Annotated in this window: 19 protein-coding genes; 1 reads left to right on the top strand and 18 read right to left on the bottom strand. The window is 46.1% G+C overall.

The features are described from left to right. Nucleotides 1–82: 82 nt before the first annotated feature. From V1467_RS02405 to V1467_RS02320, 18 genes are all read right to left on the bottom strand, one after another. Nucleotides 83–5095, bottom strand: coding sequence for a DUF6701 domain-containing protein (locus V1467_RS02405; RefSeq protein WP_416307207.1), 5013 nt, complete (start codon nucleotides 5093–5095; stop codon nucleotides 83–85). Further along, the gene (locus V1467_RS02400) at nucleotides 5092–5529 is read right to left on the bottom strand and encodes a type II secretory pathway protein (protein ID WP_416307206.1); all 438 of its coding nucleotides are present in this window, start codon (nucleotides 5527–5529) and stop codon (nucleotides 5092–5094) included. The genes V1467_RS02405 and V1467_RS02400 overlap by 4 nt, the downstream gene beginning before the upstream one ends. Further along, nucleotides 5501–6310 carry a PilW family protein gene (locus tag V1467_RS02395; protein WP_416307205.1) on the bottom strand — a complete coding sequence of 270 codons (810 nt, stop codon included), beginning with the start codon at nucleotides 6308–6310 and terminating at the stop codon, nucleotides 5501–5503. Before V1467_RS02395 ends, V1467_RS02400 begins: the two co-directional genes overlap by 29 nt. Beyond that, entirely contained in the window at nucleotides 6310–6846 is a 537-nt protein-coding gene (locus V1467_RS02390; RefSeq protein WP_416307204.1) for a type IV pilus modification PilV family protein, read from the bottom strand. Before V1467_RS02390 ends, V1467_RS02395 begins: the two co-directional genes overlap by 1 nt. Continuing rightward, nucleotides 6836–7273, bottom strand: a complete 438-nt coding sequence (locus V1467_RS02385) for a prepilin-type N-terminal cleavage/methylation domain-containing protein (RefSeq protein WP_416307203.1) — start codon at nucleotides 7271–7273, stop codon at nucleotides 6836–6838. Before V1467_RS02385 ends, V1467_RS02390 begins: the two co-directional genes overlap by 11 nt. A gap of 23 nt (nucleotides 7274–7296) precedes the next feature. After that, on the bottom strand, nucleotides 7297–7842 hold the full coding sequence (locus V1467_RS02380) for a prepilin-type N-terminal cleavage/methylation domain-containing protein (protein WP_416307202.1): 546 nt from the start codon (nucleotides 7840–7842) through the stop codon (nucleotides 7297–7299). A gap of 20 nt (nucleotides 7843–7862) precedes the next feature. Then, complete coding sequence (locus V1467_RS02375; protein WP_416307201.1) at nucleotides 7863–8453, bottom strand: prepilin-type N-terminal cleavage/methylation domain-containing protein; 591 nt, start codon at nucleotides 8451–8453, stop codon at nucleotides 7863–7865. Nucleotides 8454–8510: 57 nt separating this feature from the next. Beyond that, nucleotides 8511–9023, bottom strand: coding sequence for a hypothetical protein (locus tag V1467_RS02370; RefSeq protein ID WP_416307200.1), 513 nt, complete (start codon nucleotides 9021–9023; stop codon nucleotides 8511–8513). Continuing rightward, entirely contained in the window at nucleotides 9023–10249 is a 1227-nt protein-coding gene (locus V1467_RS02365; protein ID WP_416307199.1) for a type II secretion system F family protein, read from the bottom strand. The genes V1467_RS02370 and V1467_RS02365 overlap by 1 nt, the downstream gene beginning before the upstream one ends. Before the next feature lie 3 nt (nucleotides 10250–10252). Next, nucleotides 10253–12010 carry a GspE/PulE family protein gene (locus V1467_RS02360; protein WP_416307198.1) on the bottom strand — a complete coding sequence of 586 codons (1758 nt, stop codon included), beginning with the start codon at nucleotides 12008–12010 and terminating at the stop codon, nucleotides 10253–10255. A 1-nt stretch (nucleotide 12011) separates the two neighbouring features. Beyond that, the gene (locus V1467_RS02355; protein ID WP_416307197.1) at nucleotides 12012–13067 is read right to left on the bottom strand and encodes a tetratricopeptide repeat protein; all 1056 of its coding nucleotides are present in this window, start codon (nucleotides 13065–13067) and stop codon (nucleotides 12012–12014) included. Then, complete coding sequence (locus tag V1467_RS02350) at nucleotides 13064–13972, bottom strand: ExeA family protein (protein WP_416307196.1); 909 nt, start codon at nucleotides 13970–13972, stop codon at nucleotides 13064–13066. The genes V1467_RS02355 and V1467_RS02350 overlap by 4 nt, the downstream gene beginning before the upstream one ends. A gap of 2 nt (nucleotides 13973–13974) precedes the next feature. Then, nucleotides 13975–15651, bottom strand: coding sequence for a pilus (MSHA type) biogenesis protein MshL (gene mshL / locus V1467_RS02345; RefSeq protein ID WP_416307195.1), 1677 nt, complete (start codon nucleotides 15649–15651; stop codon nucleotides 13975–13977). Further along, nucleotides 15641–15991, bottom strand: a complete 351-nt coding sequence (locus V1467_RS02340; protein WP_416307194.1) for a hypothetical protein — start codon at nucleotides 15989–15991, stop codon at nucleotides 15641–15643. Before V1467_RS02340 ends, mshL begins: the two co-directional genes overlap by 11 nt. Before the next feature lies 1 nt (nucleotide 15992). Then, nucleotides 15993–16643 (bottom strand): type II secretion system protein GspM, encoded by a 651-nt coding sequence (gspM, locus tag V1467_RS02335; protein WP_416307193.1) that lies wholly within the window; start codon nucleotides 16641–16643, stop codon nucleotides 15993–15995. Then, nucleotides 16640–17251 carry a PilN domain-containing protein gene (locus V1467_RS02330; RefSeq protein ID WP_416307192.1) on the bottom strand — a complete coding sequence of 204 codons (612 nt, stop codon included), beginning with the start codon at nucleotides 17249–17251 and terminating at the stop codon, nucleotides 16640–16642. The genes gspM and V1467_RS02330 overlap by 4 nt, the downstream gene beginning before the upstream one ends. After that, entirely contained in the window at nucleotides 17248–18183 is a 936-nt protein-coding gene (locus tag V1467_RS02325; protein WP_416307191.1) for an MSHA biogenesis protein MshI, read from the bottom strand. Before V1467_RS02325 ends, V1467_RS02330 begins: the two co-directional genes overlap by 4 nt. A 382-nt stretch (nucleotides 18184–18565) precedes the next feature. Next, nucleotides 18566–18841 (bottom strand): metal/formaldehyde-sensitive transcriptional repressor, encoded by a 276-nt coding sequence (locus V1467_RS02320; protein ID WP_416307190.1) that lies wholly within the window; start codon nucleotides 18839–18841, stop codon nucleotides 18566–18568. 104 nt (nucleotides 18842–18945) lie between these two features. Between V1467_RS02320 and dmeF the strand changes: the two genes are divergently transcribed. After that, on the top strand, nucleotides 18946–19875 hold the full coding sequence (gene dmeF, locus V1467_RS02315) for a CDF family Co(II)/Ni(II) efflux transporter DmeF (RefSeq protein WP_416307189.1): 930 nt from the start codon (nucleotides 18946–18948) through the stop codon (nucleotides 19873–19875). Nucleotides 19876–19878: the final 3 nt, after the last annotated feature.

Here is a 19878-nt window from a genome sequence, read left to right as displayed (position 1 = left end):
ACCCGGGTACAACAATACCGCCTATGCTATTGAGTTGTAGAGAAAAGCGCAAGTATCGCTCATAACTATTATGACTAACAACCTATTTAAATACTTCGCGCCAGTTAATGATCCGGTCATTACCCCGATATTGTCCAAAGGTGATAATGGCTGACGGCGCTTGAATAGTACCATCTCCGTCCCAGTCAAAAAACAAATAATCGGGCTGATTCATCAACAGCGGAAATTCCAGCTGGTTTCCCTCTCCGGGTGCCGCGACACTTATACTATCGGACAAGCTTGTTGGTTTACCAGCAGAAAATGTTCCTGCCCCACTTCTGGCTGGAATATCCGCAGGATCAAGTTCCGAATTTTCTTCATCCAATACCGCGTTAGCCGAATCATAAGGCGTGCACTTATCATCGCTATTCAGTACCCAGTTCCCACTGGCATTATAGTACTGGGTAAACATCGGAATGGAGAGCGATTCAGTCTCTGGGCCATAGGTATTTTCCATCACCAGGCGGCCATAGCGTAAATGTGCACCATCAATATTTTCAATGCTATACCTTTCGCAGCCTGCCGAGGTTGCAGGATCATAATCTGTTTGATAACAGACACCATCGGTATCGGTTAAATATTCTTCACTAAAATCTATCTGTAGGTGAGCATCAAAAGGAACAATGGGGGTGGCCAGTTTCTGGTATATCACCCCAATCGGCTCTCCATCCTCCTCTTCATCATCCTGTTCGATTGCTACTGTTATTTCTCCCCCGGTTAATGATTGGCTGACGATTTCTTGAGGATCGATATCCGGCATCTGGGTAAAAATGGATAATTCACTGATCACAACATCGTCGGGGTCGGCTGAATCGGTATTCAACTTTTTCAATGCTCCAATATAATTATGGATATTATTCCCCAGCACGTTTTTGGGCATAATGGTAATGGTCGGATCAAGCGTCATGGCAATGCGTTGTCCCGTATAGCTGAATAGTCCCGTTGTACAGGCTTCAACCAGTTTGGGGGCATTGTCGCTAATACTAAAATAAGCCGGAATAAAACGACCTAGATGTAAACTATTTTGACTTTCGACAGTAAGACCCAAAGGAGCCAAATAATTGTTATCTTGCACCTGTAAACTGATTTCACCCACTTCAGAATAATAAGCCTGCAAATCTTGTGACTGGCCTAAGCTGATATTAGCCAGATTATTGACAAAATCGATATAGCCACTACCGGTTGTAATACTGTCTTGTCCAGCTACTGTTGCATTGGAAATCACCAAGCTGCCTTCAACCCCTACCCCAGTAGGTGATAATCTATCCGCTTTTAACTGTAGCTGACCAGGCTGATAATTAGGTGTTACCACGTCAAGTTGCCCAATAGCGGTAATTGATAGTCCGAAATTTATCCCTGCGGTTATTAATGGATCGCTAGCAGGATCTGCAACATTGGCGATATATTCCAGCTTAAGTTTCGGCATTTCAACAAATTCATTGCTGGCTCCGGCAGTCAACTCGGCACTGTCTTTAACCAGTAGCTGAATTTGCCCAGCATCGTCATAGCGGATTGTGTTAGCCGGGATAACGGCTTTTCCATCAGCGTTAAATACTATACCAGTATCGGTATAACTTTCAGGCTGATTGATAGTAGCACCTGACAGATTAAGCATATCGCTATTACAACTGGCGGGATTGGTACATTTAACTGCCAACATCAATGCTTTTCCTGCCAAATCGGCTGCACAGGCACCATTGGTATTATTGTTAATGTAAATCGGTTGGTTTAACGGTACCTGCGAATCCTGATCGGGAATATGCTGGAGATCATTCTCCGGCGTGATTTCAGTACCCCAACTTACAGTTAAGCCTCCTTGCTTAAAGTCTATCTGACATGGGACTCGACTATTACCTTCAAAACATTGCATAGGGGCAAAGGGTTCTCTGCCTTCAGTTCCCAAAGTCACTGTTCCTGGCTCATCCTTAATTAAGGAAACTTGCGTGCTTCCGACAAAACTCAGATTCGATTGGCTATAACTGCCGCTGCTGGCTAACATTGTCAATTGACTGGTAAAAGGATAAAGGCTGCTACAATCACTATCAGAACAAGCCGACACCCTAATAGATGAAGCCGCACAGGTATAACCGGTGACGGAGAACGTCAATCGATAATGGTCAACAAAGGCACAAGGGCTGATAGTTTGTCGGTCGGTGTCTACCTCAGACTGAGACTGGACATAACCGTAAACCCGCACATCATCAAAATATCCATCCGCAGATGCGCCAATAGGCGAGGTTGAACTGGATGTACTGCGATTATCGCCAATCCCCAAGGTAGTCAAGTTGGCTAATCCTTCGTCCAGATACGCGCCACTGGTTAATTGACTGATTGCACTACCGTTTACATAGATTGTCATTTGATCCGTTTGCGCATTCCAGCTTAACGCCAGATGTACCCAGGTATTTGATGGGAAATCGTAACTAGTCTGGCTATTGATAGTTCGTGTATCACCATCAGATTCGGATATTTGCGCCCCCAACACCCCGTTATCGAGGATATAAAACACAAACCTGTTGCTTCCGCTTGATGCGTCAAATAGTACCCGATACCGCCCGGCCGATTGCCAGGCGTCAACACTCTGAAACCAGAATGAAATGGTACCTGCATTGCCCAATTCGTTAACATCAAAATTGGTATGCAATCCTTGTTGAGTACCCAATGTTCTATTATCCGGTACCAGCATCGCCTGACAGGATTTTTGATTGGAGGGTAATACCGGAGTCACCTCAAAGGGCGTACCGTGATGATTGTTGCCCGAACTGTCTATGATTGAATTATTTCCTGACCAGCTTTCTTCCTCGAACTGGTAGAAAATCACCTGATTGGCACAGGGATTCAGATCGGCCATATCCGTAGCAATAGCGCTTGCAGATTGATTGGTATTATAAATCCGCACATCATCAAACTGGCCGTTGGCCGAATTATGGGTATGGGGCTGATTGGCAATGACGTAGCTGGAGCGACTATCACCGATATACAGCGTTGCATAATTGCCAAGATTGGGACCAACTCCAGCTTGAGTGTCGCCTGAGGTCGCTTGCTGACTGCCGTTGACAAAGATCCTTAATGCGTTGCTGGACATATCCCAGGTCACCGCTATATGCACCCACTCATTGGCCGCAAAACTGAAATTGCTGTTAGTGACCACCCACAGATTTAAATCATCACTGTCTTCTAAGGAGAAATGCAACGCGCCACTTGCGGTTAGGGTTAGAAAAAACACCTGATCGGTACCCACGTTGCCGGTTGAATTATTGGTTGCATCAAATAATTGCCTGTCTCCCCCGCTATTCCAGGCCTGATTGCTGCGATACCAGAACGAGATTGAGCCTTTATTACCGATACTGTTAACGTCTATACCGGTGTTAATGGCGGAACGGGCCGATTGGGATGAGTTAAACGGAATATCCAGAACCTTGCAGGATTTTTGTACTGTCGGAAATAACGGCGATGCCGAGCCCAGTGCGGTGGCGTGATTTAAATTATCAGAGCTGTCCAGCACATCACCACTACTTATCCATTGTTGCTGTTCAAACTGGTAGTACGCTAGCTGTGTAGAACAAGGGGAAACATCGGCCATATCGGCGCTGACTTCTCCGGCATTCTGTTGCCCCTGATAAATACGTAAATCGTCAAACTGGCCATTAGCGGAGTTGGCGGTACTGGAAGGTCCACCAAAATAGTTGGCGCGATTATCGCCAATATACAAACTGTTTAAACTGGCAATTTGTCCGTTGAGTGTCCCACCATTAGACGTCACACTCGCTTCTGCGCCGTTGACAAAGATTTTGAGTTGCGACGCTCCCACATTCCAGCTTACCGCAATATGTACCCACTGATTGGCAGCAAAGGAATAAGCACCGGTGCGTACATCCAGATCAGCATCATTGCTGTCTTCCAGCCCAAAACGCAGCGAACCGTTATCAGTTAATGTCAGATAAAAATACTTATCCAGCGAATTTCCGTTAGCATCGGTGGAGGCATCAAAAAGCTGTCTGGGTGCGCCGGAATTCCACGCCTGATGACTACGATACCAGAAGGAGATGGTGCCGCTGTTGCCAATGTTGTGTGCCGCGATATTGGTATTTACCGCATTATTACTGGATGTACTGCTACTGGCGGGTATGTCTAGAACCTTGCAGGACACTTGCTCGGATGGAACAACGGGAGAAGCAGAGCCAATCGCAGAACCAGAACGGTTATGGGTGGAACTGTCCAATACCGCGTTGGCGCCGCTCCAGCTATCTTGTTCAAATTCCAGCCACTGGTATAAAACGGGGGCAGTAACAGGACAAGGACCGGTATTTTCGCCCGCAGAAGTATCAATATCGCATTGCCGACTGTCATCAATGCCACCGCTGTTATCATTGATATTATTCGCGTTGACATATCCCGTGACAGTACCATTGTTAGTAACAGTGCCTGTCGCATTAATATTGCCATCAATCAGCGAATCAGCGCCGTTAATATTAATATCACCGGTACTGATATTGCCGGTAATAGTGGTATTGTTACCGACGGTAATAGTGGTATTGTTACCGACGGTAATATTTTGCGCTGAAATATTGCCGCTAATATTAACACCATTACCGATATTAACATCGGATGCGGTAATATTACCGCTGACTGTGCTGTTATCACCCAAATTCAGATTACCGGATACCACCATATTGCCGGTATTGCTGGTTCCACTGGCGGAGTTAATCGAACCGGATATCGTCATATTGGCATTCAATATACTGCCACTACCGGGGTTAACATTACCGGCTACGATAATTTGTAACGCCGATGTTTGTCCGGCGGTATTAACCGCAAAATTGTCGCCAAAGGTAAAGTCACCACTGATGACCAGCCGCATATTACTGTCAACGATAATCGAATCGTTAGCAGCAAAGATCAAGTTGCCGGGACAGTTCACATCCGAGCCGTTTTGACTACAGAAACCTCCGGGTAGTGAGCTGGCCTGTGACGGCAGTTGATAGGTTGCACCTAGTACCGGAAATATCCACAAGGTTAACAATATTAAGCAAAGGGTATTAAAAATGCGCTTCATGGGCGATCCAGCGCATCTACTTTTATAGTGCGGCTAACCGTCATTGTCCCCGACTCGCATTTTCCCTCACTGGTAAAATTAAACGAAGTAACATTGCCGGTACTTAATGTATAGGCGACGGGAGTGCAGCGACTGGTATATTCGCAATTTTGCAATCCTGGTGTGGCCGCGAAAATATGGTTTTGAACAGTCTCACACGCTGTTAGATTGGCGTCGTCATTGGCCGGAAATACTTTTAACAAATGCTGTTCAAGGCCAGTCCGGGCAGCCTGCTGGGCGCGCACCCCATAAACTTCGGTCACCACCGAATCGGCCGAGGTGGATAACATGCTGGTCATGGCCAGCCCCAACACCGTCATAACGATAATAATAAAAATACTGATCACCAGCATACTGCCGGTTTGCTTAAGGTGCATTGGGAATATGGATTTCATTACTGAATTCCACCTTCTCGTCATTTAAATCAAATTTGAGCAGCAAATTAACATAGGCATTGCGAACTAAACTGGGAGGGGTGAGTTCAAATGGCTGCTCGCCAGTATTCCCCACGGCGATATTATTACTCACATGCTCTGCCATTAACTCCCCGGGGCCAAGCACCGCAATAGACAAACTTTGCGCGGTATTGAAGCCATAGCCGCTATGCCGAAAGATGTCGCCATTCCGTACACAGTAACTGACTGGCTGCGACACAATAAATAAACGCCTGGCCGGAGACTGGTGGGCAAAACTGACAGTATCTTTCAGCGTAATATTTACCGGGGTGGGTGCACTGTTCGCACCAACAGAATCAATTTCAAAGATCCGGGCATTGGCAGGATCATAAATATCCGGCGGTGATAACGGGTACACCACCGCATATTCAGTCGCTACAGCAACGTAGTTTGACGGATAAATAGCAGTGATGGTATTGCTGGCAGCAGGAAAGCCCGGTAGCTGATCATAAAAGGTGCTGGTGACAGTAGGTACAAATTCAATACATTGCACTCCCGCTGCCAAACTAATCCGCACGCTATTCGGTGTCACCATTCGTAGTTCCCGGTTCAGCCGTTCCAGCACAAAGCGGCTGCTGGACAACAATTCATCCCGTTCCGATACATCTACAAAAATCTGGGTACCAAAACGGATAAAACTGGTCACCCCTGTCGCCACTATGCCCAGAATGACCATCACTATTACCATTTCAATCAGGGTAAAACCCTTTGTGTTCCTCATCAGTAGTTGGCCCTGAAGGTGGTAAACACGATATCTTCATTATTGGGAGTGATGACGGTAACCTGAATTAATTTGCTATTGCCAATGGCATTGTCATCAATACCATCCATATCCGCATCGTAAAAAACACGAACCTGTACCGCAAAACCCACATAAAGATTGGAGAGCGGATTGCCCATGGAATCCGCTAACACAGATAAACCGTTATAATCATCCACATCATCAAATTGTCGGCGATCTTCGCCCTCAGCACCTAAATCAGCTGGAACGGTACAGTTAGTCGCCCCGGTTTCGCCACAACGCAATAATCCGCCAGCCTTATCGGAATTTTCATCAAAGGCTTTGGCGGTTATTTCATTGAGCATGGACTGCGCCAGCTCGGTGGCACGCACCTGATAAATAGGATCAATACTGCGGGCAGATTGCGGCACAATCAGACTAAGGATAATCATCAAAGCAATACTGAATACCACTATGCCAATAATCAGCTCAATCAGATTAAATCCATATTGGCGAGTAATGGCGCTAGCAGGCATAAATATAGCCTTCTGCCTCGATACAAATATTAGCCGTTACTTCACCGTCGTTCAGTGCAATCTGGCAGTCATTCAGGCAAATTTGGTTGTTGCTGGCATCAACCGGTTGGCCCAATGCATTAAAGCCCACACCGGTTAAGCCATTTGTGGCGCTGATAGTTACATCACTATCCACCGCCAAACTGAATTGCATGGCATAAGGCGCCCCGCCGTTAATCACTTGACTGGTATCCTGCATGGCCTGCTGCTGTATATTACGCAATGCCGATACCAGTTGTTTTTGCGAGGCAAAACCGGAAAAACCACCTTTACCCTGAAAACGCGCTGCCGCCACTACTGACAAGATACCGACAATAATAATAACGACTATCAGTTCAACCAGGGTAAAGCCGCGGTTATAACCTGAATACAACAACGGTTTACTCAAGGATAATCCTTAGAAGATTGTAATTAACAACCTGTTGATACTACTGTAATGGTTGGTTGTTCACCTTCCGCAGACGCCTCTGTATACAACGCGTGGCAATTGTCTGTAGCGAAATCTGCCGGCACAGCAGATCCTGGCACAACGGCGAATGAACCAACATCAGGATCTGTCGCTGCTGCCGTTCCCGGAACAAAAGTCCAGTCCGCGCTATCCAGGTCCATCATTTCATTAAACATTGCTTGCGTGATAGCTCCCGCAGGGTAGCCAAAAACAGTGTTAATAGTGACACCGTTACTTGTCACCGTCCCTGTCGCAGCATTTTCCTGACCGGCGATGGCTGATTTAGCATAAATAATCTGATCAGCCGTCTGCAATGACGCGCTAACTCCTTGCAAAGTTGCTCCCCTGGCGTCAGATTGAATATCAATAAATTTCGGCGCCGCAGTAACCGCCAAAATACCCAGTATTACGATCACAATGATCAGTTCGATTAAAGTAAATCCACGTTGTTGCATTGTTACATACCTCAAGTTAACTAAAATATTGTCCTTCAAAATTTTATAGCGCAAATATCCTGCTTGCGCTGTTTTTATTCGTTGTTACTGAAAAAGAACGCCTGACCGATACGGGGGTCATAATAAAACCCGTTACCCACAGTGCTATCGGACGGTTCGGATTGCTGATTTTTAATCGTACGGGTCAGGTAGTAATAACAAAGATCATTACCTCCTGTCGCGCCACCGGTACTGACATTAGTAAAATAGCGAATGTTTTCAAAAGGTTGCGCGGACCAGTTATTGGTAATCACCGGAGCACTTTGCATAATCAGGCTAAATACTGCCTGACAATCTTCACTGGTTATGGCGGTATCTTCGGTATTACCCGATGCCATGCCGGTGGGATAACCGGTGTCTTTATCCACACCAATATCAATCCCGTCGATATTTACTTTGGTAATGTTAGTGCCCTGATTCTGCTTGGGCCGACCTTCTATTTCCCACTGGGCACGCACCAGCCCCACTCCTGTGGCAAATCCCCCCATCACTCCTTCGACAGTGGCGTCTTCAGCTTGTTCAGTAACATCCAGCATTAAGGGTAAAGCGGTTGCCGCCAAAATACCCACTAACACCACGACAATCACCATTTCAATTAGAGTAAAGCCTGATTGTCTCGCTTGCATTGGTTTCTCTCCTTCGCTTTGGGGAAGTGTCATTTGGTTTTTCGCATATATTGTTTGCTATACATTGGTTTTCAGCACCTTGCCAGTATAAATTTTGTAATCAAAATAAGGGCCGGTGGGCAAGCGATAACGACACATCGATTCCAGTGCATCACCACTGTTATGCACACCATCATAATACTCGGCAATAACATGAAAATTATTCACCGTCATCGGCACATCCAGCACTGCTCGCCATAATTGTTCACAACCATGCTTATCCGGCGTCGCCTTGGGCCAGCCAAGATGACTCATGGGGATTGGCGAGCGATTTACTTCCTTCCCTTCGGCGTTATATTGGACTAAAAGTACCCGCGGTGGATTACCTTCCGCCTGCCATTGCCAGTGGGCATTGACCACACTTTTGGCAAAGTTATCGGCTAAGGTACTCATGGCAATTTTTTTTAAATCCGGTTCACTGCGGTAAAAATAACTCACCAGACTGGCCATTAAAATGAATACTACAAGTACAACTACCAGATTGAGTAATAGTGGCCGTAATCTTTCTTCCGAGGATTCATTATTGTTCATTATTTCCCCTTATAGGCGTTGGCCATATCCCACATCGGCGTGAAGATACCCAATGCCAAAATCAGCACCATTACCGCCACAATCACAATTAATATAGGCTCGATGCGTGCAGTCAGGTTCTTGATATCATAGTCCACTTCACGTTCATAATAATCCGCCACCTCGGTGAGCATTTCATCAACACGCCCCGTTTCCTCACCCACCCCGACCATTTGCAACACCAACGGGGTAAAGAGTTTACTGCTGTATGAGGCTCTTAACAGGCTGTCACCTTTTTCTATATTGCGGCGCATGCCTTTGATCTGTTCTGCCATATAACTGTTACCGACCGCATCCGACACCAGATTAAGTGCTGTGGTTAAGGGCACGCCTGAGCGGAGCATCATAGCGAAACTGCGTGAATAGCGGGACAACAGCGAACGTTCGATAATATCGCCTATCAGAGGCAGACGTATTTTTAGCTTGTCCCAGTTGTATCTTCCTTGCTGGGTTTGAATATAGTGCCTTGTTAACAGTATCAGGCCAATAATAGCGATTAACAGATAAAGCCAATACGCCACAAAAAAATTGGAGCTGGCGATCAACACCTTGGTCATCGGGGGTAAATCGGCACCCAGCTTCTGAAACATCTGCGAAAAAATCGGGATAACCCAGATATTCAGGATCACAATGGCAATCGCCACGGCGATAAGCACAAAACTGGGATAACGGGTGGCCGATTTAATTTGTTTGCGAGTTTCCTGCTCGCTCATCAAATATTGGGAAAGCTGCAAAAACACATCATCGAGTTTACCGGTGTTTTCGCCGACATGGATAACACTGACAAACAACTGATTAAACACTTTGGGATAAGCATGCATGGCGCTGGATAAACTCCGGCCCCGCTCCAGTTGCTCGCCAATCCCGTGCAACGTTTCGGACAATAATTTGGACGATGTAGTTTCAGCCAAGCCGCCGATGGCACGTAAGATGGGAATACCGGCCTTGGTCAGCGAATACATCTGGCGGGAAAAAATGGTCAGATCGTCCAGACTCACCTTATTAAACAAAGACCATTTCAAGCTGCGGGACGAAGAATCACTGCCTTCCGTTTTGGGACTGATATTAATTGGAATCACATTGCGTCGCATCAAAATATCAGCCGCAGTCGCCGGATCCTGCGCTTCGACTTCACCGCTATTCAGGGTGCCGTTTTGATCTCTGGCAGTGTAATTAAACATAGCCATAATCTATTCCAGCTCCAACGACGGGCTATCGGCAGGAGGACTATCTATTCTAACTGTGCTGTGATCTTCAACCACCATTTCGACCAGTTTCAGAATCTCTTCAACACTGGTGATCCCTTGTTTAGCGTATTCCAGCGCCATATTGGCCAAAGGTAGGTAATGCGGACTTAACTTGGCGGCCCGGGCAAACGCTACTGTATCCGAAACTTTTAATGCGTTCATCATCAGCTCGGTCATTTCCAGCAATTCAAATACCCCGATCCGCCCTTTATACCCGGTGTGATGGCATTTTTGGCAACCCTGTCCCTGTTTGAACTGGATATGATGCGCCTCGGACTGGATATTGCCCAACCAAAATAGTTCATCGGTACTAGGTTGATAATCGGTTTTGCAATCCGGACACAATTTACGGATAAGACGCTGGGCCACGATAGCTCGCAGGGAACTGGCAACCAGATAACCGGGCGCCCCCATATCGATCAGGCGGATTGCGCTGCTAATTGCATCGTTAGTATGCAAGGTTGATAACACCAGGTGACCCGTTAATGCGCCACGTAAGCCGATTTCTACCGTTTCATTGTCACGCATTTCACCGACCATAATAATATCGGGATCCTGACGCAACGTAGTGCGCAACACCTTGGAGAAATCCAGCCCTATGCGGCTGTTAACTTGCACCTGATTGATCCGGGGCAAACGATATTCGACCGGATCCTCAACAGTAATCACTTTCACACCGGGCTGATTTAGCTGGGTAAGCGCAGCGTACAGTGTGGTGGTTTTACCGGATCCTGTCGGCCCGGTAACCAGTATCATGCCATGCGGACGAGCCAGTAACACCGAGAAACGCTTGATAAGCTCATCCGGCATACCGGTTTGTTGCAAACTTAGCAATCCGGCCGACTGATCGAGCAAACGCATCACCACAGACTCGCCATGCTGTACTGGCATGGTTGAGATCCGCACATCAATACGATGGCCTTTGACAATAATATTGGTGCGGCCATCTTGAGGTAAACGTTTTTCCGAAATATCCAGCCGTGACATCAGTTTCAGACGCAACACCAGTGCGGCAGCAATGTTGTGCTCCTTAATGACATTTTCCTGCAATACCCCATCGATGCGCTGACGAATACGTAGCATGCCTTCGTCCGGCTCTATATGGATATCGGAAGCTTGCATCTGCACTGCTTCTTCAAAAATAGACTGTAACAAGCGCGCAACAGCGGTATCTTCTTCACTGCTGGCGCCAGACATAAAGTCAAATTCCTGATCGCCCTGATATTCACTGGCCAACTCTTGGGCGAAAGAGGCAATTTCTTCGGTGCGTCGGTATAAGGTTTCGTAGGCAGATAACAGTTGTGATTCAATAACCACCGCCACTTTGATTGGCTTGGGCAACAAATTATTCAAGGCATCCAGTGCGGCCAAATCAGCAGGATCACTCATGCCGACAAGAATATGATCGACATGATCTTCGATGGCAATGGCCCGATAGCGGCGCGCCTGCACTTCGGGGATCAATTTCACCACAGCGGGATCGAGACGAATTGAACCTATATCCAGCAAGGGCACCTTAAGCTGTTGGGCAAGGAAACTGTGCAGGCGCTGCTCGGACACAAATCCCAGATCCATTAACGCCTTGCCTAGCTTGCGCCCGGTGGTTTTCTGATTATTCAGTGCCTGTTGGAGTTGCAATTCATCAATAACTCCTTCATCAACCAGCAGATCCCCTAAGCGCATTTTCAGTTTGGGTTGCACGTTAACCTCCCAATACCGCAATACGCTGGCGTATAAAAGCCTGTACGCTTTTATCCAGCTGAGCCAAGTTTAACGCCTTATGATAACTGCTAATCGCCAACGCCTTATTCGCCAGCCGATCCGCCGATACCGCTAAACCTAACCACCACTTGGCGTTATCGGTTGCCACGCGTGTCAAGTCCAAATAGGTTTGCATCGCCAAAGCGTCATTACCGCTTTGCTGGGCCAACGTTGCCAGATAAATGTAGTACTCCTGATAAAGGGCAATATCCGGATTTACCTCTTGCAACAAGCTCAACGCTTGTTGCGGGTGTTTTTCCTGGGTAAGCAAACGGGCCAACATTAACCGTTGCGGCGCATCATCTGGAGTCAATGCCAGCCCTGCACGGAGTATTTGCTCGGCCAACAATGGCTTGCCCTGTTCGTTGTATAAATTGGCCAGCTTCTGACGAGCTTTGCTGTGTTGTGGAGATTGCTCGATTAACTGCAATAAACCCTTGATTGCCTCACCAATATTCTGTTCTGATAACGCCAGCTGTATTTCACTTTCCAGTCTGGCGATTTCCTGCTCTGCCGTTAGCTGAGCGGGTTGCATAGAAAATGAAGAATGGGTTGCTGTCTGCTGTTGCTCAGTCACAACAGGTTCCTCTTGGTCAGTTTTGGCAACATCTTGAGTCTGCGGCTCAGCTATCTCTGCATTTTCAGATTCAACGACCGCATTTGATTCAGGGATATCCGGTTGTGTCTCTGTTGACGCAACAGTTGTATCAATCTGAGGTTGTAGCGGCTCGGAGCGATTAACCTGCTTGACCACAGGCATGTTTTTTACCACTGTACTCCGCGGCAAGGATTCGACTTGTGATTGCCCAGTAGCTGATGATACAGCAGGTCGGGTCCACCACCATTTGGCCACCAGAACTGCAGCAATAATTAACAGGGCAACCAGCACTAACCACATCCAGGGATAGCGTTTTGCCGGTTCGACATAATTAGCAGTATTGCTCTGATTGCTTTCTCGTGCGTCCAGATCCTGCAGCATTTTATTTATCACACTCACGATATCATGCCCTGTTCATACACAAACCATAATCCGCCACTGAGCATCAATGCTCCAGCCATGGCCATATACCAGAACCAACTACCACTGATCTGTTGAGCTGAATCGGTGTCTTTAATCGCCATTTTTATATGTTTTTTGTTGACCTGATTTTCTCCTTCCCCATACGCCAGCATTAATGCCTTATGGCACAGTACATTGACGATTCTGGGTGTACCGCCACTGGCCTTGAATAACAATTTGCAGCAACGGCGATTAAAGGCTTCCCCACCCCGGTATCCGGCCACTGTCATACGGTGCTTAGCGTAGTGGAATAACTGGTCTTCGGTCATGCAATCCAATCGGTATGTAAAGGTAATACGCTGTTTTAACTGGCGAAGTTCTGCCAACGCCAGCTTCTGATCCAGTTCCGGCTGTCCAAACAACACCACTTGCAACAGTTTGCGCGATTCGGTTTCCAGATTAGTAAATAAGCGTAGGGCTTCAAGGCTTTCTACCGGCAGTGCCTGTGCTTCATCCACAATCAGGATCACCCCTTTATTGGCATGATTGATTTCGATAATCCGCTGTTCAATACGGCGGGTAAACTCCTGTTGATCGGCATCGGCACTGAGTTCAACCCCAAGTTCACTGGCCACTGCGCGGCGCAGTTCCGACGGAGACAGATAGGGATTGGGAATATAAGCGGTAACAAAATGCTCGGGCAATTCATTGAGTAATTTTCTGCAAATCAGAGTTTTGCCGGTACCCACTTCACCCGTGACTTTAATAAACCCCTCGCCGGATCGTAAGGCGGTTAGCAGTACATCCAATGCCTGACGATGGCTGGGTAAGCCATAAAAATAGCTGGTATTGGGGGTTAGGGTGAAAGGCAATTCCTTTAACCCGAAATGGTACAAGTACATCGTTATTCGCCGTTGGTCCAGTCAACAATATGCTGCTGTGACTGCCGGAGTTGATTTTTCCATGTATCCACCCCAACCACTGTGGGCCTAAGCAAAATAACCAGTTCCTTTTTAGTTTCCTTGTTGCGTTTATTTTTAAACAGGTTACCCAGTATTGGGATATCACCGAGCAAAGGTGTTTTGGACTCTGTTTTATCAATTACCGACTGCATCAGGCCACCAATCACTACTATTTCGCCGGATTTGGCCCGGATCACCGTATCCGACTCACGGATATTACTCTGTGCCAACGGCAGAATAATCTTTTCCTGATTCAGGGTCAGAACTTTTTCTTGCTCTTGAGTATCAATAACCGAAGGATGTACATGTAACATCACACCACCATCCTTATCTATTTGCGGCGTCACATCCAGCGCAATCCCGGAGAAAAAAGGGGTTAACTCGATATTGGGAGTAGATGATGTCGTGGTGGCCGTTGAGGTAAGCTGACTGGAGACGTCGGTAACAAAGTATTCATCATTGCCCACCTTAATTACTGCTTTTTGATTATTGGTGGCGGTAACACGGGGACTGGATAGCACTTGAACATTACCTTGAGTAGCAAGCAACGATAACACCCCGGTAAAATCTTTATTGATAAAACCCAGATTAGTGATCCCGCCCATCGCCGCGCTAACTGCGTTGCCTGCAATTTGTCCGGTAAAAGAAAAAGGCAGTAAAGTACTGTCGATATTGGCCACATTCCCTTCTGCCACCTGTTGCCAGTTAATCCCCTGTTGATATTCGTCATTCAGCACGACTTCGATAATGCGGGCTTCTAATACCACTTGGCGCTGAATATGTTGCTCCGAGGTATGCAGGTAGTCCTTAATAGTACGAATTTCGTCCGGCATGGCACGCACTGTGATTAGTCCTGCCTGTGGTGATACTACGACCTGACGCCCTTGCTCAGTGCCAATTAAGGATTCCAGCGATGTCTTAAGTTGTCCCCAAAAATCAGTATCCGTATTGGTAGTAATATTAGTGCCATTAATCGACTGACTACCATTACCAAAACTGTTTGGCTGACTGGAATTAGAACCGGTTCCTCCCAAAGCACTGCGGGTTGAACTGCTTTGCGAACTGTAATTATTGTTCTGACCATTTTCGTTTTGCGACACACCACCTGAGTTGATGGTAGAGCGTGTCATGCCATTGCGTTGCATTAACAAATAATTGACTGAAAAGGTTTCGGTGCGCATTCCGGCCGGATAGATACGATAAATACGGCCTGTTTTCTGAATATCATAGCCGTAAATTTCACTGGTAATGCTAAACAATTCGGTCAGTGTAACTTGCTTTAAATTCAGTGAAATAGTGCCTTCAACCTGTGGGTGGATAGCGACACTGTAGGGTGTATCTTTGACCAGCCCGGCAAAAAAATCCTGAGCATTGACCTTGTCGGCCTGAATATCGTAGCGAGGTTCGCCATACAATTTTGCGCCGGGGGCTGGTGCATCTGCTTGCAGTGCGTGAGCCACATCTTCTGGCAATTCAGCTAAAGGAGCGGCCTCAACCCTTGAATCGGGTTGATTATCTATTGCCTGCTGCAAGGCTTTCTCAACAGGAGTCCGGGTTTGGCTCTGACACCCTGAAAGAACAAGAATGCAACAATAAAAAGCTATTTTTCTAAAATACATTGGCAACATCTTTTTTTGTGCTATGCGAATGAATAACGAAGGTTTTAACAACATCATTGGCGGACAGCGTAACGCTATCCTCGCCAATTGCGATAAGTTCAATATTTGCCCATCCCTGGCCGACAGATAATGTTCTGCCGTTAATAATTGCGTACTGTCCTTCTGCGCTACTAAATATTGCGGACACCTTGATGGGCGGAAAACCGTTACTATTATTTTCTGACACAGCGAGATCCATATTATGATCAAGTACCGGTGGCCGGGTAGGATCACGGTACTGCTGTTCTGCCCCTACAGGTATTGTCAATACGCTAACAGATAACAGAATATATCGATTCACTTCAAATCCCCATAAAGGCCGGGCTGGTACTTAAAGTATATAACTCAAGTTCAACGATACCGACAGGGTATTCGTCTACCCGGTAATCAAACTTGTACCAGTAAAAATCCCATTGGCTGTCCTTAAGTTGCTGGAGATACTGCTGCACCGCAAAATAATGCCCGTCCAGCACCAACTTCACACCATGTTGGTAAATTTGCAGTTGACTATCCTCGTGTTCCGGATCGGTTAAAATGCGGGTTGGCGGAATGGATTCCAGACTCACCAGATTCACCTCGTTCACCTTTGCCAACATGTTAGCTAACAATTTCGGCATCTGGTTAGCCGCGACAAAATGGCTCATCTGACTTGTCAGCTGCTGATCCAGCTCGACCTGTTTAACCTGCAATAGCTCGACCTTATCACGCAATAACGCATCGACATCCTGATTCAGCAGTTGTTGTATTTCCGCTATCTGCTGGCGCATGTTGGCAACTCGACTTTGAGCCTGAGTAATTTGTTGCTCAATCACTGACGCAGTTTTAAGTGGTGGCTCAACCAACAGCAAATAACCACCCAACAAAATAACTAACAAGCCCACCGCCAGAATCAGACTTTTCTCTCTGATGCTGAGTGCATAAAATTGATGGGCGAGTTTGCGTAAACGGGTCATCTTTTCACTTCCCCTTTATTCGGTGAACCCGGCTCAGAGGAAATGACAAAACGCAATTGTTCATCCGGATCCCGGTAAACCTGAGCTTGAGCGAAATCTTGCCCACGGAAAAAATCGGTTTTAGCCAGTTTATCTAACCATGCCGGCAAAATTTCTGCCTGCTGAATTCCGCCTTCCAACCTGACTTTAGTATTCTCGGCCTGAATATGGGTCAGCCACAGCTCTGGCTGCTGAATAGACGCCAATTCCTGCATCAGTTCAGGATAATTGCGACTTTGCATATCCGTTATCGAGCTGAGTCCAGCCAGTACGCGCTGTTTATTTTGTAGTTCATCATCCAGATCTTGTACTTGTTTGGTCAATTGAGGATCGGGTTTACGTGATGCTAACCGGGATGAAAGTTGATTCAATTGCAACTGTAACTGGTCACTCTGTAGATTTAATTGTGCATATTGCTGGCTAAGCTGCTCAGCACGTTGCGTCACCCAGAAATAGCTCAACAAAATTATCGCCAACGCGACGCCACAAACGAAGCCGACAAAATCAAGGGTGAACAACGCCAGTTTTGGGCGCATCTCCTGAGTATAAAGATTAATCCGATTCTTCATACACTGACCGCCTTGCCATTGGTCTGCATTAATCCCGCCCCCAATGAGACATAATAGGCATGTCGGGGAGTCAGATTGGCCTGGGTCGTGATTTGTGGAACAACGGATTCAACCGAAATAAAAATTTGTTGTTGTAACAGCTCGGCCAACTCCGACTGGAAATCAGTATCCAGCGCCAGAACAACCTTGTTAATTGGCGGTTGACGCAACTGACTTTCCATATAATCCATTGAACGCTGGGTTTCGGTGGCCAAAGAAACCAGTAAATCTTGCTGAATTTCTGTCATGCTCAAGCTGGATAATAATTCATAGCCACGCAATCTGCGGGTGAAATATAAACTGCCTGATTTAACAATATTAATATACAAGTCCTGTCCCGCATCCTGAGTTAACAGTATTACACCTTCATCTGTATCAGGTAACAATTCGCAATACGCCATTTCCTGGATACTGATGGTCGACAATTGTAAATCTGTCAGGTTTATTTGCTTGATAAGATCGTTGATTCGTTGACGGGAAACCGCCACCACTGACAATTTGTTAGTGCCTGCGGTTTGTGCGGGATGTTCAAAATAATCAATAACCTGCTCTTGTTTGTCGGGGATAAGATCCTTGATCGCCCAGCGTAACGCCTGAGGTAACTCTTCTTCTGGCACAGAAGGTCGTTCAACTTGGAGAATATGATAATCCATTGACGAAAGGACGATATTACAGGGGCAATTGCGCAAGCCTTGCTGTTGAATCCAGTGTTTGAGGGCCACTGGCCAATTATTTAATTCGATAAAGTGTTGCTTGATCCAGCCAGGTTGGTTTTTGCGAGTGTCAAACACGCTAATATGGATGCCTAATTCGACAATATTTATCCCGACAGAATAATTCCCTGCCTTGGGATTAAAATATTGCTTCAGAGCGCCACGCCAGCCTATATGCATAAACGAATACTAAATTGAATTTATTATTATAGTTTGGTCGCTAATATAAACCATTTATCCACCCGAAGGGAAAAATAATCTCTAAAAAACAACTACTTTTGCCCTTATTTCAAAAATTAATGTCTCTAGTGTAGTGGTTATTATCTGACCACGCCGCCTAACTCAAGGAAATTTTTTAAATTATTGCCATTGCAGATCTTTATCTATCCACTGCATTTGGCTGCCTTGCGACGAGTCGCTATATAAATGAGCATCGTACTCATTGGCTAATAGCGTTTTTTTGTACGTAATAACTGACTATTGCTAGAAAACCTAACGCCGCTAGGCGCAAAAAGAGCGCTATAGAGAGGAGCGGTTTATCCGGAACTCAGGTTCAATAGCATTACTTTAAATAACTTTTTAAAATAGTAATTACCTGTTCTACTTCTGCTTGCCGCTGTTGTTGGGTGATGTCTGCTGCGCCTAAATGTTCACGTACATGCCCTTCCAATACTTCTTTCATCAAGCCATTAACCGCGCCCTTTATGGCTGAAATCTGCTGTAAAACCTGCATACAGTCAGGTTCACCTTCTAGTGATTTCTCCAATGCCAGTGATTGTCCTTTAACCTTGCGAACACGAGTAAGTAATTTATTTTTATCGGTGCTGATGTGCGACATATTATTCCTGTCAAATTGAAAAATGGTATACTGGGGTATAGTATATAAAATTTAAACAAAACAATACTCTCATCTCAATAATGAGCTGCCTTTTGGAAAAACCCATGCAAAATCAAACTGATGTTCAATGGAAACATTCCCATAACTTCGGCATAGACAACCAGCAAAATGTTACTAAAGTCAAAATAGTATTCTGGCTCACCAGCCTGATTATGCTGTTGGAAATTACCGTCGGTAGTTTGTCTGGCTCAATGGCACTCTTGGCCGATGGCTGGCACATGGGCACCCATTCTGCTGCCTTCCTGCTCACCTTGTTTGCCTATGCCTATGCAAAAAAACATGCTAATAATCAACAATTCAGCTTTGGTACCGGCAAAGTCAATTACTTGGGCGGTTTTGCCAGTGCGGTAGCTTTAGCAATTATTGCCCTGATAATGGCACTTGAGTCAATTCAACGCCTAATCGAGCCACAAAATATTCATTTCAATCAAGCCATTGGCGTGGCGGTAATTGGTTTTATTGTCAATGTTGCTTCGGTATTTATCCTTCACGATGAACACCACCATGGACATGAGCACTCACAGGGTCATCAACACGAGCATGATCACGATCACAATTTAAAAGCCGCTTATTTTCACGTACTAGCCGATACATTAACATCTCTGCTAGCCATTGCTGCATTGCTGACCGGCAAATATCTTGGCTGGATTTGGATGGACGCATTGATGGGGATTGTTGGTTCGGTGGTCATAGGTAAATGGTCTTACGGACTGATAAAGGAATCCAGCCATGTACTACTGGTTAAATCCGTCGGCCAACCCTATTACTCTCAAATAGCCGCCGCGATAAAAAGCCAATATCAAGCCGACGTTAACGATATTCATATCTGGAAAATCGGCAGGTCTCATCACGCTGCTATTTTATCGGTTTCGACGCCACAACCGCAAAATCCGGCAATATACAAACCAATATTACAAACACACTTGCCACATTTGTCGCATATATCCATCGAAGTTAATCCGCAACAACCATAGTCC

It is taken from the genome of Neptunicella plasticusilytica (assembly GCF_047922965.1).
GTDB classification, from domain to species: domain Bacteria; phylum Pseudomonadota; class Gammaproteobacteria; order Enterobacterales; family Alteromonadaceae; genus Neptunicella; species Neptunicella plasticusilytica.
Note: the sequence above shows the minus strand (reverse complement) of the source record. Positions and strands in the feature narration are given on the sequence as shown.